The organism is Endoryza foliicola, from assembly GCF_050589245.1.
Lineage (GTDB): Bacteria > Bacteroidota > Bacteroidia > Chitinophagales > Chitinophagaceae > Endoryza > Endoryza foliicola.
Map to the genome: position 1 here is coordinate 278,588 of NZ_JBOBEW010000005.1, position 14,936 is coordinate 293,523.

The following is a 14,936-nucleotide window of genomic DNA, read 5'->3' on the forward strand; positions in this document are numbered from 1 at the left end:
GAAAACGGATTAACTCGAGGTGGATTATTTTATAACTCTGTATGTAGAATTTTATAGGCACTCAGGGGTAGCCCGGTTGTTTTTAACTTGTTGAAACCTCCTTTAATATTGATCACTTTTTTAAACCCTCTTTCCAATAGAATAGAACAAGCGATCACGGACCTATAACCTCCGGCACAATGCACGTAATAGGTTTTTTCTGGATCAAGCTGAGAAAGATTCTGATGAATAAAATCGAGCGGAAAATTCTGAACACCAAGAATGTGTTCACGTTCGTACTCACTGTTTCTTCTAACATCAAGTACAGAAGCGCCAACAGGCAAACTTTCAAATGATTGCGCAAAGGATTCAGGAGTTATTTCTTCTAAACCGGCTATTGGTTTACCTGCTACCGTCCATGCTTCCATTCCACCTTGCAAATAACCGAGTGTATAGTCATAACCAACCCTAGCCAACCTTACAACGGCTTCCTCCTCTCTTCCAGGCTCTGTTATCAAAAGAATGGGTTGTTCCATATCAGTAATCAACGCACCGGCCCAAGGTGCAAATTGATCGTCCAATCCAATAAACCAAGATCCCGGAATATGCGCATGTGCATACGCTTCTTTGGAACGCGTATCCAACACAAGTGCATTTAAGCTTTCTTGAGCTGTCAGGAAATCAGTGATCGACAGTGGGGTAGTGCCTCGTTTTGAGATTTCTTCAATACTTAAGATTCCTCCTCTAACATTCATCAAAACGTTGGTAGGAAAGTATTGTGGAGGAGCAACCAGACCTTCTGTAACTTGTTTAACAAATTCATCCTCCGTTAAACCGGGATTCAAGGCATAATTGGTTGCCTTTTGGTGGCCAAGTGTGTCAATCGTTTCCTTGCTCATGCTTTTACCGCAGGCACTACCGGCGCCATGACCCGGATATACAATTACTTCGTTGGCCAGAGGCATTATTTGAGTGTGCAAACTGTTGTATAGTTTTCTTGCCAATAGCTCAGGGGTAATTTCTTTTTTAACCTTTTGAACAAGATCGGGTCTGCCAACATCTCCAATAAACAATGTGTCGCCGGTAAAGATGCTGTTCTCTTTCCCATTTTCATCTATTAACAGAAAGCAACTACTTTCCATGGTATGACCTGGCGTATGGAGTAGCTTAATGGAAACATCGCCTAGCTTGAACAGTTCATGATCTTCTGCGATGTGTGCCTTATAGGCCGGAGCTGCAGTAGGCCCAAACACAATAGTGGCACCAGTTTTATGTGATAATTCGAGGTGCCCACTTACAAAGTCGGCATGAAAATGAGTTTCGAAAATATACTTTATTACAGCACCTCGTTCTTCTGCTTTTTTGATATAAGGTTTGATATCTCTTAAAGGATCTATAATGGCAGCTTCGCCATTGCTTTCAATATAATAGGCTGCTTCAGCAAGGCAGCCGGTGTACATTTGTTCAACTAACATAAGAATGGTTTGGAATTAATAATAAATCGTAACCCTTCAAAAGTCGAACTTTTTAGCCCCCAGTTTTGCTGACCTGTCTCATACTATTTCTTGAACTTAGTCAAATTGGAATGATTGTAACTGATTAACAATCAGCTATATGTGATTAAAGTTACACAAACCAAGAGGAGATTTTAGTGACATCTACGTTTCCTCCACTGAAGACAATCCCCACTTTCTTATGCTCGAACAAACTTCTATTTCGTAGTACGGCTGCCAAGGGAACCACACAGCTGGGTTCCACTATGATCTTCATTCGTTCATATACGATCCTTAAAGCTGCCTTTATTTCATCTTCCGAAACCAACAATATCTCTTTTACAAACTCCCTGATAATAGGTAAATTTCGTTCTCCCAAGCTAGTAAGTAGCCCATCTGCAATGGTATTGATATAAGGAGCTTTTTCTATTTTCCCCGATTTCACAGAAAGAATCGCATCTGCCGCACCTTCCGGTTCTCCGGCATATACAGCTGTTTTAGGTGAAAAATAATGAGCACTTAACAGCGTACCACTCAACAATCCTCCGCCACCTACAGGAGCAAGAATGAAATCTAAATCAGGACTGTCTTCTATTAATTCTTTAGCCGCAGTGGCTTGTCCGGTAATCACTTCGTAATTGTCATAGGGATGTATGAAATAGGCACCTGTTTTTTCAACAATTTCATTTAACAGCGATTCTCGGGCTTGTTGATTGGGCGCACAAAAATGCACTTCAGCACCGTACCCTTTTACGGCTTCAACCTTTACCTTGGGGGAGGTTTCCGGCATTACTATATAAGCAGGCACTCCAAGCATTCTTGCAGCAAAAGCTACTGCCTGAGCATGGTTTCCGGAAGAGTGCGTGGCCAATCCGTTCTTTCGATCGGATTCAGGTATCTGGAGTGCCGCATTCATCCCGCCGCGAATTTTGAATGCTCCAATTTTTTGCAAGTTCTCGCATTTGAAATAAAACTCACAACCGGCAAAACTATTGATGGTAGAACAAGTTAATACCGGTGTGCGGTGAATAAACGGAGCAATGCGCTGGTGGGCGGCCACAATGGCCTCTTTGCTAATAGTCATACAGCCAAAATAATTAATAATTGAGAATTATAGTGTTCTTGGGCAAGAAATAAACGATCGAAGAACGACCATCTTCACAAATTTGGGTGAAATTGGAACCCTGTTCTTTTGATAAACGGCAGCCCTAAAACCCGAAAAAGCGAAGTACCTTTGCACAAATCTTTTTTGTTTGAAGCACCTAAAGCAAGTCAATAAATATTTCTGGAAATACCGCACCCGTTTTCTACTCGGAATTGTATTCATTGTTTTGTCTAACTATTTCCGAATTCTGACCCCCCAAATTACAGGGTTTGTGATTGATAATGTTCAATACACGCTCATTAAAACAAAGAAACCGGAAGCAGCAGGAACACTTGCTGAAAGCATGGGCAACAAGGAGGCCCGCTTCGACGTACTGGTGAAAAGCCTTACCCACTATTTTAAATCAAGTGATTTTGATTTGGGAGATACCGTTTTATTGTGTGGTGTTACCTTGTTGGTTTTGGCATTGCTGAGCGGATTTTTCATGTTCCTAATGCGGCAAACTATTATTGTAATGAGCCGCCATATTGAGTACGACCAAAAGAATGAAGTGTTCAATCACTACCTCATGCTCGACAGCACTTTTTATAAAAAACACAGTACCGGCGATTTGATGAATCGAATTTCAGAGGATGTGAGTAGGGTGAGAATGTACACGGGGCCTGCACTGATGTATTTTATTAACCTTGCGGCTACAATTGGTTTCAGTGTTTATTTCATGATCGCAACACAGCCCTTGCTTACGCTGTATGTTTTAGCGCCTCTTCCATTACTTGCGATCACCATTTACTACGTTAATACATTAATACATAAACAAAGTGAGAAAATCCAGGCCCATTTATCTGATCTCACTACTAATGCGCAAGAATCCTATTCCGGAATCCGCATAATCAAGAGTTTTGTTCAAGAGAAAGCCATGCAAGGCTTTTTTAACAAAAACAGCGAGGACTACAAACAACAAGCAATAGGTTTAGCGCGGATGGAGGCTATCTATTTCCCTTCAATGGGTTTGATTATTGGCATAAGCACATTATTAACTATCATGATGGGCGGACTCTATGCCATCAATCACGAACACCATGTAACTATTGGTACTATCGCCGAATTTGTACTTTATGTAAATATGTTAACCTTTCCGGTGAGTGCGATCGGTTGGACGGCCAGCATGATTCAGCGTGCCTCAGCATCGCAAAAAAGAATCAATGAATTCTTATTGCAGCAGCCCGATATTAAGTCGCCGGAAGCTCCATACAAACAGGATTTGAACGGAACCATCGAATTTAATAATGTTAGCTTTACCTATTCAAATACAGGCATTACTGCCATCAAAGACTTTTCATTAAAAATAAATAAGGGCCAAAAAATTGCTATTGTAGGTCATACCGGATCAGGAAAAACAACAGTAGCCCAACTATTACTGAGAATGTTCGATCCAAGCTCAGGTGAAATATTGATTGATAATACCCCTTTAAAGACATGGAGCTTGGAGTCGCTGCGGAATCAAATGAGTTATGTTCCTCAAGATGTGTTTTTGTTCAGTGATTCTGTAATGGGCAATATTGGATTCGGTGTAAACGCCGCAACCCAAGAACAGGTTAAAAAGGCGGCGCGATTAGCGTGTGTTGACAAAGAAATTGACCGTTTCAGCAACGGTTATGAAACCATGATTGGAGAGCGAGGAGTAACTTTGAGTGGGGGCCAAAAACAGCGAATTTCAATTGCTCGAGCATTAATCAAAAATCCCAATCTGGTCATTTTTGATGATTGTTTAAGCGCTGTAGATACCAAAACTGAAAAGGAAATCATCACTAATTTAAACGTCTTTTTGGAAAATAAAACAGCTATAATCATCACCCATCGCATTTTTTCATTGCTGCATTTTGACCAGATCATTGTGTTAGAAGAGGGCAGGATGGTAGAAAACGGCACTCACGATGAACTTATAAAAGCAGACGGATATTATAAATTTCTATACGATCAACAAAGACAAGAAAAAGAGAATTGATGCCGATTTTGGTACTATTCACACTATTTTGTGGATTTCAGGGGGTTATCTATGATAAAAAAAGAACTCAAATTTTGCTGAATCCAAAACAATATTATATTTGTAAGGTCTTTTAACAAGAAATTGTAAACCAAAAAGCAAATAACTGTGGCGTACGAAAACAACGACAAAAGAATGGAAAGTGTGTACAGCAAGAGAATTAGAGCTGGAAAACGTAGAACCTATTTTTTTGATGTAAGAGCAACAAGAGGAAATGACTACTACATCACGATCACTGAAAGCCGTAAAAAATTCAATGAAAACGGTTACGATCGTCACAAGATTTTCCTTTATAAAGAAGACTTCAACAAGTTCTTAAAAGCACTTACCGAAGCCGTTGATTATGTGAAAACTGATTTGATGCCAGATTTTGATTTTGATGCGTTCAATCACGACAATTATGAAGGTGAAGAAGGCGCTGATCATGGTTCAGATATGAATACTGACGTAGCTGATTCAGCTCCTGCAGTTACAGCCCCTGCTCCAGAACCTACCACCAGTGCAAGTACTTCTGCTAACGATACTACCGAAGAGGTAGACAAATGGTAATCCAAACTAACTGATATGCAAAAGCCCCGCAACTGCGGGGCTTTTTTGTGCTATTTTAATGCTGTATTGTAGTCTGTCGAGTTGCAATAAGTTTGCCATTGGGGTCATAAATACTCACATAGTACAATCCTGATTTTACACTAGAAGTTTCAAGATACATTTGAGATTGATTCCCGGCTATATTTAGAGTTCTTGACGCAATTAATTGACCATTGCTTGAAAACAGATTAACCAAATACTTCCCTTCAACGGCTGTTTTCAATTGGATCAACATGCGACTGTTCGCGGGATTTGGTTGAATTGAAATGGTTAGATTTTCTTCTCTCTTCAATAACACTATTTTTGAATATTCAATAGTGCCATCCATATTTTTTACTGCCAAACGATAGAAGTTGTTACCTGGCAAGGGGGTTAAATCTGTATATGTGGTTTTTGACCCAACGGAAATCGCATCGCTTTGGCCAATTTCTGAGAACAAGATTCCGTCACTACTGCGTTCAATAGCAATACCGAGTACATTTCTAGATTGATCTATAGACCAATTCAGTTGGTTGTATTTTGGCAAAACGATGCCATTGAAAAAATCAAAGTTTATCGGCAAAAGCGCCGCGCCGGTGAACGTTAGGTTGAAATTGGCCTTAGTGTTCTCGATACCATCGGCTAACAATAAATAGCTGGTATTGGCAGCTAAACCTGTGATGGTAGTCAATGCACCATCTCCATCAAATGTCAGTCGTGCAATGGGAGTGGGGAACGCTTGACCCGTTGGGCAGCTTGAAACCTGGTATAAAGCCAATTCTACCCCTTTGGTGAGGTACCCAAATGGTGTGGCACAGGAAGTTGGAGTGCTTGGGGTTGTGGTATATCCAGCAACGCTCAGGTCTAAACTACCTCCCACATTATTCGTTCTAAAAGCATAGTAAGCAGTATTGGTTACTCCCACGCCAACCCCAGTTGTGGTAACTTGAGTATAGTTGGGATCTACAAAGCGATTTGAAGTGGTATGAACCAGATCAAAGTTTACACTGGTGTTTTTCGACAAAGCTGTAACCGGAAAGCTTGCCGGGCAATCGTCTTTCGATTCAATGGTTCTGGCCAGTGTGGTCATTTCGGCTGTAGCCAACCCGCAAGGACCACCATAGGTGTTTCCTTCTTGAGTAGCCAAGTACAAGGCGCCTAAGTGTGCAGAATAGTCGGGACTAACGCGCTTCACCGAATTCACAATAGCGTAGTTCATTAATTTGCCCGGATTTCTTTGTCCATTTGTGGTTCCTTGGTGCGAATCATTGATATGCCCTAGTTGAATAGCATGCCCTAATTCGTGAAGCATCACAGTTTCCATATCATACTCAGAAGTACTACTACTCATAGGAGGGCAAGGGCCAAGATTGAACGCTACTGAACCGGTGGACACTCCCGTATTTCTTACGATAATGTCAAATTCCGTTACCTGAGGTTGAGTGCTGGCTACCGGATTACAAGCTGCATAGTAACTATAGCATACTGCCAGTACTCCATTTGGAAGCGGTGTTACTCCTGTGCCGGCATTGGTGTTATCAAAAACAGCCAGATTTACTCCGTCACTTTGTACCGTTTGAGTGGCTGTTGTAGTAGCACTAATGCTGAAATTGATGCCTGCTGTTTCTCTCCAAGTGTTTACAGCTCGTTCTAATGTTGCTTTCGCGGGTGAAGTGTCAAAGTTTACTCCTGATCCGGTAGTACTTGTGCTTAATTGAATAGAGTAACCGCCACTGCCATTATCATTCATTAAATTAGCCTCACGTATTACAGTGCCGGATGAAAAGGCAATATTCGTTACGTTGTACAAAACCGTTAAAGTACTGGGTGATGAAGTGGTTGCTCCGGATGCATCCATTACAATGAAAGAACCGGTGCCGGCGCCTCCGGGCACTCTAACTTGTATACTAGTATTTGTCCACGAAATAATATAAGGACTGGTGGCTGATACGCCTGTAAAACTTCCTCCCGCGCCGTCATTGGCATCATCAAAATACACGGCAGCAGAACCCGTGGCCGTTCCAAAATCGGTACCTGTAATAGTAAGAATATTGTTGGTGGGGTCGTTTAAGGCTCCGGCATATACGGTGCTTGGTGAAAATCCGGTGATTCCTAAAACATTCACACCTGATTTTGAAATGGGAACCACTTGACTGCTTTTCGATTCAAGTGATCTGTATTCAAGACCTGTTTGTTTGGTTACAGCTGTATATAATTCTTGTTCAATACTTGAATAATGTGCGAAAGGTGCATGAGCCGATTGATCCCATTCATTATATTTTAGAAATCCTTGCGCACTTGAATAGATGTCTAAAAGGGTGTTTCCGGTGGTAGGACTTTTCAATCTGTGTATCGTAGGCGCGCAAAAAAACATTCCGAAATCACCTTTTTCTAAATGCAATAATTCGCTGGCATGAATGGCTTGACCGTCAACAGTACCACCTACCGTCATTATTTCCACTAAATTCTTTTCTAAACTTCCTTTAAATATTTTAGAAACAACGATCGTATTGCTGGTCAAAATCATCGTATGTTCAGGGTTCCAGAAGCTGGTTTGTTCGGCAACCCTTCCTTCAACGATTAGCGACGAAGCGCCCACTTTTTCAGAAAATGTTACGGGAGTTAGACTCTGCGCATCAGCAGTTTTGATGCCAGCAAAAAGCAGTCCTATGATTAAGGACAGCAAAAGGTTTTTCTTCATAAACCGGTCGTTATATAAGTAGGTATTGGATGGTCAGGCTTTTGGCCTGATTATTAACACCTTTAAACGCTCCCGATCTACCGATATTGTGAGGGTAAATCCTTAATTGGCATTTCACTTCTAAAGCTCACGGATGGCTGTACAACTGGCATGGGAGCCAGTCCCTGTAAAGTAGGCAATACTAACGGCATGCCATCCAATTGGTTGATTAGCAACTGATACGCCGGCACCGGCAATTTTACTTCGGAACTTGGGAATAACCTAGCTTCAGGTGTCCTCTGTAATGGGTTGATTATGTTTTTGTTATGATTCGTTCGTAGAACCGAACCAGGCTTGATTTCTGTTATTATAGACAATGGATTCAGCTTTGGCTTGCGTTCCAATTGTGATTGAGCAGTTATGCCAAAACAAAGAAAACCCAACAAAAACAGATAATTTTTCATGGCAATCTTGTTTGCAGTTAAGTTACAAACTTTTTCTCAAAGACTTAAAGCTGTTGATCAAGCCATTGGTGGAACTGTCGTGCCCCGAAACAATTTCATCGGATCCCAACTCCGGTAAAATGGTATTGGCCAATTGTTTTCCTAATTCCACACCCCATTGATCGAAACTGTAAATATTCCAAATTACCCCTTGTACGAAAATTTTATGCTCGTATGCCGCCACTAATTGCCCCAAGGTAAATGGTGTTATTTTCTTGATCAAGATACTATTGCTGGGGTGGTTTCCTTCAAAAATTTTGAAAGGCACCAATGGAAGATATTTCTCTTTTGGTACACCTGCTTTCTCAAATTCTGCCACAACCGTTGCTTCGTTTTTGCCATTCATCAATGCTTCTGTTTGTGCAAAGAAGTTTGACATCAATTTGTTGTGGTGATCGCCAATTGGGTTATGACTGATAGCAGGAGCTATGAAATCGCATGGAATTAAAAGAGTGCCTTGATGAATCAACTGATAAAAAGCGTGTTGTCCGTTTGTACCCGGCTCACCCCAAATAATTGGCCCCGTTGCATAATTGACAATGTTGCCATTTCTGTCGACCGATTTACCGTTGCTCTCCATATTTCCCTGCTGAAAGTAGGCGGCAAAGCGATGTAAATATTGATCGTAAGGTAGAATAGCTTCGCTTTGTGCTCCAAAGAAATTAGTATACCATACTCCAATGAGTGCCATCAGAATAGGGACATTGTTTTCGAATGCACTTGTACGGAAATGTTCATCTGTGAAATGAGCACCTTGCAATAATTCTTCAAAATGAGTGTATCCTATGGTTAATGCAATGGATAAACCGATAGCACTCCACAAAGAATAGCGACCTCCAACCCAATCCCAGAACTGAAACATGTTGGCTTTGTCAATTCCGAACTTCACCACTTCTTTTTCATTTGTTGAAAGTGCGGCAAAATGCAGTGCAATAGCTGCTTCAGAAGCACCGGAGTTCAAAAACCAAGCTCTGGCAGTATGTGCATTGGTCATGGTTTCTTGCGTAGTAAATGTTTTTGATGCAATCAAAAACAAGGTTTCTTCAGGGTTAATTTTCTTCAATGTTTCCGCTATATGAGTGCCGTCAACATTCGAAACAAAATGAACTTGTATACCCGGAACCCAATAGGGGCGGAGGGCTTCTGTAACCATATAAGGACCTAAATCGCTTCCGCCAATTCCAATGTTTACTACAGTAGTGATTTTTTTCCCGGTATGACCTTTCCAGGCACCTGAATGAACGCTTTCGCAGAAAAGCTTCATCTGATTCAGCACCGATTTCACATCCGGCATCACATTTTTTCCATCAACAAAAATTGGACGTTCTGAAAAATTGCGAAGTGCAGTGTGCAGAACAGCCCGGTTTTCGGTTACATTAATTGCTTCGCCGGAAAACATTGCACTAATTGCAGCTTCTACGCCACATTCTTTTGCCCAACTTATCAATAAATCTACCGTTTCTTTTGTTATGTGATTTTTAGAAAAATCATAAATGATGTCTCCATGTGTTCTTGAATAATTTTCAAAACGATTAGCTTCACTCTCAAACAAGCTTTTCAAGTGGATGCTTTTCATTTTAGAAAAATGATCATTCAATTTAGACCACGACGCGGTGTTGGTTGGATTGATAGAAGGTAACATAGCTCTTTTATAATTGCTGCGAAATTACGAAAACAAGACCAACATATTATTCTAATATAAGTGCTTTCTTATATTTTGTAGAAATAAACAACTGTTCGCTTGTGCTTCACTTACTAGAAAAAGATTTTGATGCGTTATGAAGGCAACTAACCCTTCAAATATCCAAATCTATGAAGCAAATTCAACTCATTTTAGCTACTTTTTTTCCGCTTCTAATCGTTTTTACCGCAGAAGCAAATCACTCTAGTAGTTTTGGAGTGAACAGTGTTGTAATAAAGAGTTTTGTTGCTTCATCTGATGGGAAGACCACTAAAGTTGCATGGGAACTTGAAGAACTCGACCTTGATGTAACTTGCGCCTTAGAGCGCAGTGTGGATGGGATGAAGTTTTACACAGTAACAAGCTATGAGTTACAAAAAGGCTTTTCTGGCGCTATGAAAGCGACAGATGAGAACGTTAAACCTGGTACTTATTTTTATCGCTTATTCGTTTCGAAAAATGGATATCTCCCATTTGTATCAAACGTTGTAACGATCAAAATTGAAGGCAATCCTTTTTCAGAACAACATTTTAAAGTGCAGAATCCATTTCAAAGCAGTATTCAAATTTCCGGTGTTTGGCCCACAGCAAATACCATTGTAGAAATAGCCGATATGTTTGGTCATGTGCGCCAAGTAAGTACATTTCAATCGGCAGGTGGCGACAATCAAGCTACCATTACAACTTCGGGTTTAGGTAACGGTATTTATATTCTTCGCGTTAAAGAAGCCACTATTAACGGAAGAACGTTGTTTACAAAACGAGTTATGAAACAGGCATCCAGCGCCGCTTTCTAAATTTTTCTCAGTAAACTGAACGTATAAGGGCGTACCTATGGGGCGCCCTTTACGATTTTTTAATCTGTTCAAGTGTATAGTCAACCATCTCCTTTGTAACATCTAAATGCAATACCAATCGAACTTGCATAGGAGCCATAGCAATAGCTAGAATTCCTTTCTCCTTCAAAGACGCCACTACTGAAGCTCCCGAATGAGGCGCTGCCACTTCAAAAATGATGATATTGGTTTTTACCGGATACACTTCTTTGCAATATTGTTTGTGACTAATTGCGTCGGCAATTAATTGCGCGTGCGCATGGTCGTCAGCCAATCGATCAATATGATGATCCAGTGCATAAACACCGGCTGCTGCCATATACCCGGCTTGCCTCAAACCACCTCCCATCACTTTTCGAATCCTTCTCGATTTTTTAATATAAGCTGCTGAGCCCATCAAAATACTTCCCATTGGGCATCCCAATCCTTTGTTCAAGCAAATTGAAATGCTGTCGAATTTCTCTCCAATTTCATGCGGGAGTTGCCCTGCAGCAACCATCGCGTTGAACAATCGAGCTCCGTCTAAATGAAGTTTTAAATCATGTTTTTCGCACACCGCTTTTATTTCGGCTAAACTGTTTAGATCATAATAATTTCCGCCACCTCTGTTGGTACTGTTTTCTAAACTTACCAAACGAGAAATGGGACGGTGAATATCATCGGGGTTTATCGCTTCTTCAATTTGATGCGCTTTTAGCTTCCCTTGAACGCCTTCCAAAAGTTTGACCTGACAACCGGCGTTTACAGCAATACCTCCTCCTTCATATAAATATACATGCGATGTTTTCTCACATATTACTTCGTCGCCCGGATTGGTATGAGCACGAATTCCAATTTGATTACTCATGGTGCCACTGGGGCAGTACAAAGCAGCTTCCATCCTAAAGAGTTCTGCAGCTTTTTTTTCTAAAGCATTTACAGTGGGGTCTTCACCAAATACATCATCACCAACGGAAGCTTTTACAATGGATTCCATCATAGCAGGGGTTGGCTTGGTAAAAGTGTCGGAACGAAAATCAACAATCATTTTCATTTTTTTTAAGTACATAAACAGCACCCTAAATGTATTGAAAATCACGGATATAGGTTTTGGTTGGCAGCCCCCTTGTCAAAAAAAAGTAAAAATTTTCCATCTGTACGGTTAAACTTTCAAGCATGGTTCCATTCCTAGGAACGTTGATTTTTTCCAGAAAACACAAAAAAATTAAAGCCATGAAATCAAAAATGTCAGTACTCTTTAGCGCATCTGTAGCGCTGCTATTAATGTTCAGTTCTTGTAAAAAGGAAAACAGTGCTACAAGCGCTTCTGTAACAGATGAAGAAGCTCAAGTAATGTCGTCTGAAAACGCCGAAGCAGACGGCTACGTTGAAGATGCCGATGAAATGGGCTTTTCAATGAATTCAGATGTTGAAACAATTACCAATTCAGAGTCAAAAGTAATTGATGCAACACCTGGACAACTAGGTTGGAGAATAGACCTGTTCACTGATCTTCAATTCAAAATAGGATTGTGTACGACTATCGAAGCAAGTTCTTATGATTCCGTATACCCTAAAACAATTACTGTAAATTATGGGTCAGGCTGTATTTGCAAAGATGGAAAATTTAGAAAAGGAAGTATAAGTTTTGAATTCTCTGCACCGCTGCGCAAACCTGGATCAGTTCTGAAGATTACCTTCAACGACTATTTCGTAAATCGTGTAAGTGTAAAAGGAACAAGAACCATTACCAATCTCAGCTCAAATGGTGTAGTTAAATTTAGTACTTCTATTGAAGGTGGGTCTTTAACTTGGCCAAGCGGAAGAACCATCACTTACGAATCAAGCAAAACCTTCACACAAACTGTAGGAATGGATACGCGTACTGTACGTGATGACGTATATTCTATCGACATCTATACAAAAACAGTATACGCAAACGGAAAAACGGTGATCAAAACAAGTGAGTCTCCTATTATCAAGCCAATTGCATGTGATTGGAGAGTGAAAGGGGTATTGAAAATTCAAATCAATGATCGGACCTTGTTTTTAGACTATGGTAACGGTGATTGCGATAACAAAGCAGTCTTATCATGGGGCACTAATTCAAAAGAAATCACACTCCCTTAATCAATACAGTTGATACTTCAGCAAGCAGGCTTTCGAGCCTGCTTTTTTTGTGAATTTATACTACGGATTCTACGATTCTACCCAAATACATTAGGCTTATAACAGGAAAAAACTGTCAAAAAAAGCCTTTGATTTATGTCAAATTTAGAAGTTTTCATTTAGGCTCAACCCTAGAGAGTCCTTTAAAGATGCCCGAATTTGCTTCAGAAAAGTGCAAAAGCTATGACCGTATATTTACTTGGCTGTATAAACCTATATTATGAAAGCAGCAAACTTACTCTTAACACTGATCATAATATCCTATTCCAATAAAACCATTCTGGCGCAATGTTCAACAGCCGGACCTCGAACAGCTGGTACCGTTACAAACAACTCTTCTATTGGCACAATTGCTTGGAGTGGTTCCGGTAATATTTCCACTTCTAACAATAGCTATGCATCTGCATCTATTGCGCTTGGAGTTTTTTCTTCAGCCACTTCAAATTACATGTGGGCCAACAATTTCGGTTTTACGATACCAACGGGAGCAGTAATCTGTGGAGTGGTAGTTCAAGTGGAACGGAGCGCCGGAGGTTTGGGACTTGGCTCCTCTATTTCGGATCAAAATGTGCGCTTGGTTCAAGGTGGCTCCATTGTAGGAAATAACAAAGCCATTGGTACTGCCTGGGGCGGTTCTGACGCCACAGTTTCTTATGGAGCTTCAAATGATCTGTGGGGCAGTACATGGACGGCTTCAGACTTCAATGCTTCCAATTTTGGGCTGGTAATTGCGACCCAATTTTCGACGGGTATTGCAGCACTAACTCTTTCAAGTAATATTGATTATGTTGCCGTTACAGTGCATTACCAAGTGCTAACACCGGTAGGGTACAAGAACCTGTCTGCAACGGCGATTAGCGGAGGGCGAGTATCAATTAAGTGGGAGACTAGTTTTGAAAAAGACAATGACTTTTTCGTTGTGGAAAAGAACAATGCCGGTTCATGGCAAAAGTTGACCCAAATAATGCCTTCGAAGTTGAATACCAATGGAGCAAAGTATGAGGTTATTGATCCACTCCCCTCTGTAATGAATGAATATCGTATCAAACAGGTGGATGTCAATGGCCGCTTTGTTATAAGCAATGTTGTAACCGCAAGGGTTGATCAACCTTCATTTCAATTTAGTATCGCTCCAAATCCCGTTGCTGAAATTTTAACGATGAAATGGAATGCTCCTTTGAAATTTATTCAGATTCATAATGAAGCGGGTTTACTGATTCAAACAATTCCTATAAATTCCAATTCAAGAAACATGATGGTATCTACAGCCAATCTAAAGAAAGGGATTTACTATTTGAGGTTTACAGGAGATGGGTATAGCTATAACAAGTCATTTGTTAGGTTGTAGTTTGGGTAACTTGTTTTAATTCTTGGTGCATCATTATGGCAACTACTATAAACAGTAGGTTTTTTACAATGTATTGCCCAACAATTGTAAAAACAAATGGTGCGTTTTTAAAACATATTTCTGGGAATAGAAAGAGTGGAACAAAAGTTCCGATAATATGAATAGTAAACGCATAAAATAGCAGTCTACCAGGTCTCAATAAAAAGAAGGAAAGTCCGATGGCTGTTTCAAAAACAGCGAGCAATTTAACGGCAAAAGAGGCCGGAATGATATGGCAACAAATTGTTTCTATTGTCATTCCGGCTAATTGTTCGGCAGGGCTTAATCCGGGAAAAAACTTCAATACGCCAAACCAGCAATACATTATTCCTAAACTCCACTTCAATAATTTTAACGGCTCCTTCATCTGTTTTGTTTAATAGTTTCAAATCTATCAGAAGCATAGATTAACAAAAGTAAGTATTATCAATTTGTGACCTGATTGTTATCATACTCTGATCAAATACTTGGCTTAGTAAAAGAAGGACTTTGCTCCGTCTTTTTTCTTAATTT

General features: G+C 40.4%; 12 protein-coding genes. 5 read left to right on the top strand and 7 right to left on the bottom strand.

The features are described 5' to 3' along the window. Positions 1 to 29: 29 nt before the first annotated feature. Together ACQ2HE_RS13470 and ACQ2HE_RS13475 are read right to left on the bottom strand one after the other, a co-directional pair. Positions 30 to 1,454 (bottom strand): MBL fold metallo-hydrolase, encoded by a 1,425-nt coding sequence (locus tag ACQ2HE_RS13470; protein WP_430896010.1) that lies wholly within the window; start codon positions 1,452 to 1,454, stop codon positions 30 to 32. 151 nt (positions 1,455 to 1,605) lie between these two features. Beyond that, positions 1,606 to 2,556, bottom strand: a complete 951-nt coding sequence (locus ACQ2HE_RS13475) for a threonine ammonia-lyase (RefSeq protein ID WP_430896008.1) — start codon at positions 2,554 to 2,556, stop codon at positions 1,606 to 1,608. A gap of 169 nt (positions 2,557 to 2,725) precedes the next feature. Here ACQ2HE_RS13475 and ACQ2HE_RS13480 point away from each other — a divergent pair, with 169 nt between their 5' ends. Both ACQ2HE_RS13480 and ACQ2HE_RS13485 read left to right on the top strand, forming a co-directional pair. Continuing rightward, positions 2,726 to 4,582, top strand: a complete 1,857-nt coding sequence (locus ACQ2HE_RS13480; RefSeq protein ID WP_430896006.1) for an ABC transporter ATP-binding protein — start codon at positions 2,726 to 2,728, stop codon at positions 4,580 to 4,582. A gap of 147 nt (positions 4,583 to 4,729) precedes the next feature. Beyond that, positions 4,730 to 5,170, top strand: a complete 441-nt coding sequence (locus ACQ2HE_RS13485; protein ID WP_430896004.1) for a DUF3276 family protein — start codon at positions 4,730 to 4,732, stop codon at positions 5,168 to 5,170. A 55-nt stretch (positions 5,171 to 5,225) separates the two neighbouring features. On the opposite strand, the gene ACQ2HE_RS13490 is transcribed toward ACQ2HE_RS13485, so the two are convergent. The 3 genes from ACQ2HE_RS13490 to pgi form a co-directional block, all read right to left on the bottom strand. Beyond that, a complete protein-coding gene (locus tag ACQ2HE_RS13490; protein ID WP_430896002.1) occupies positions 5,226 to 7,889 on the bottom strand; it encodes a T9SS type A sorting domain-containing protein in 2,664 nt (887 codons plus the stop codon). Between the two features lie 77 nt (positions 7,890 to 7,966). Beyond that, the gene (locus tag ACQ2HE_RS13495; protein ID WP_430896000.1) at positions 7,967 to 8,332 is read right to left on the bottom strand and encodes a hypothetical protein; all 366 of its coding nucleotides are present in this window, start codon (positions 8,330 to 8,332) and stop codon (positions 7,967 to 7,969) included. 22 nt (positions 8,333 to 8,354) lie between these two features. Next, positions 8,355 to 10,013, bottom strand: a complete 1,659-nt coding sequence (gene pgi, locus ACQ2HE_RS13500) for a glucose-6-phosphate isomerase (RefSeq protein ID WP_430895998.1) — start codon at positions 10,011 to 10,013, stop codon at positions 8,355 to 8,357. 170 nt (positions 10,014 to 10,183) lie between these two features. On the opposite strand from pgi, the gene ACQ2HE_RS13505 reads away from it, so the two are divergent. Beyond that, positions 10,184 to 10,849: a T9SS type A sorting domain-containing protein gene (locus ACQ2HE_RS13505; protein WP_430895996.1), complete on the top strand. Its 666-nt coding sequence runs from the start codon at positions 10,184 to 10,186 to the stop codon at positions 10,847 to 10,849. Between the two features lie 49 nt (positions 10,850 to 10,898). Here ACQ2HE_RS13505 and ACQ2HE_RS13510 read toward each other — a convergent pair whose 3' ends face one another. Beyond that, positions 10,899 to 11,921: a threonine aldolase family protein gene (locus ACQ2HE_RS13510; protein WP_430895994.1), complete on the bottom strand. Its 1,023-nt coding sequence runs from the start codon at positions 11,919 to 11,921 to the stop codon at positions 10,899 to 10,901. Positions 11,922 to 12,100: 179 nt separating this feature from the next. Between ACQ2HE_RS13510 and ACQ2HE_RS13515 the strand changes: the two genes are divergently transcribed. Together ACQ2HE_RS13515 and ACQ2HE_RS13520 are read left to right on the top strand one after the other, a co-directional pair. Further along, the gene (locus ACQ2HE_RS13515; protein ID WP_430895992.1) at positions 12,101 to 12,997 is read left to right on the top strand and encodes a hypothetical protein; all 897 of its coding nucleotides are present in this window, start codon (positions 12,101 to 12,103) and stop codon (positions 12,995 to 12,997) included. 259 nt (positions 12,998 to 13,256) lie between these two features. Further along, a complete protein-coding gene (locus ACQ2HE_RS13520) occupies positions 13,257 to 14,384 on the top strand; it encodes a T9SS type A sorting domain-containing protein (protein WP_430895990.1) in 1,128 nt (375 codons plus the stop codon). On the opposite strand, the gene ACQ2HE_RS13525 is transcribed toward ACQ2HE_RS13520, so the two are convergent. After that, positions 14,374 to 14,790 carry a hypothetical protein gene (locus tag ACQ2HE_RS13525; RefSeq protein WP_430895988.1) on the bottom strand — a complete coding sequence of 139 codons (417 nt, stop codon included), beginning with the start codon at positions 14,788 to 14,790 and terminating at the stop codon, positions 14,374 to 14,376. The two genes, ACQ2HE_RS13520 and ACQ2HE_RS13525, sit on opposite strands and share 11 nt — an antisense overlap. Positions 14,791 to 14,936: the final 146 nt, after the last annotated feature.

What these genes read in the sequence shown, in the direction of transcription:
- pgi (WP_430895998.1), bottom strand. Translation starts at nt 10,013, where the DNA reads ATGTTACCTTCTATCAATCCAACCAACACCGCGTCGTGGTCTAAATTG.
- ACQ2HE_RS13505 (WP_430895996.1), top strand. Translation starts at nt 10,184, where the DNA reads ATGAAGCAAATTCAACTCATTTTAGCTACTTTTTTTCCGCTTCTAATC.
- ACQ2HE_RS13495 (WP_430896000.1), bottom strand. Translation starts at nt 8,332, where the DNA reads ATGAAAAATTATCTGTTTTTGTTGGGTTTTCTTTGTTTTGGCATAACT.
- ACQ2HE_RS13515 (WP_430895992.1), top strand. Translation starts at nt 12,101, where the DNA reads ATGAAATCAAAAATGTCAGTACTCTTTAGCGCATCTGTAGCGCTGCTA.
- ACQ2HE_RS13520 (WP_430895990.1), top strand. Translation starts at nt 13,257, where the DNA reads ATGAAAGCAGCAAACTTACTCTTAACACTGATCATAATATCCTATTCC.
- ACQ2HE_RS13470 (WP_430896010.1), bottom strand. Translation starts at nt 1,454, where the DNA reads ATGTTAGTTGAACAAATGTACACCGGCTGCCTTGCTGAAGCAGCCTAT.
- ACQ2HE_RS13490 (WP_430896002.1), bottom strand. Translation starts at nt 7,889, where the DNA reads ATGAAGAAAAACCTTTTGCTGTCCTTAATCATAGGACTGCTTTTTGCT.
- ACQ2HE_RS13525 (WP_430895988.1), bottom strand. Translation starts at nt 14,790, where the DNA reads ATGAAGGAGCCGTTAAAATTATTGAAGTGGAGTTTAGGAATAATGTAT.
- ACQ2HE_RS13475 (WP_430896008.1), bottom strand. Translation starts at nt 2,556, where the DNA reads ATGACTATTAGCAAAGAGGCCATTGTGGCCGCCCACCAGCGCATTGCT.
- ACQ2HE_RS13510 (WP_430895994.1), bottom strand. Translation starts at nt 11,921, where the DNA reads ATGAAAATGATTGTTGATTTTCGTTCCGACACTTTTACCAAGCCAACC.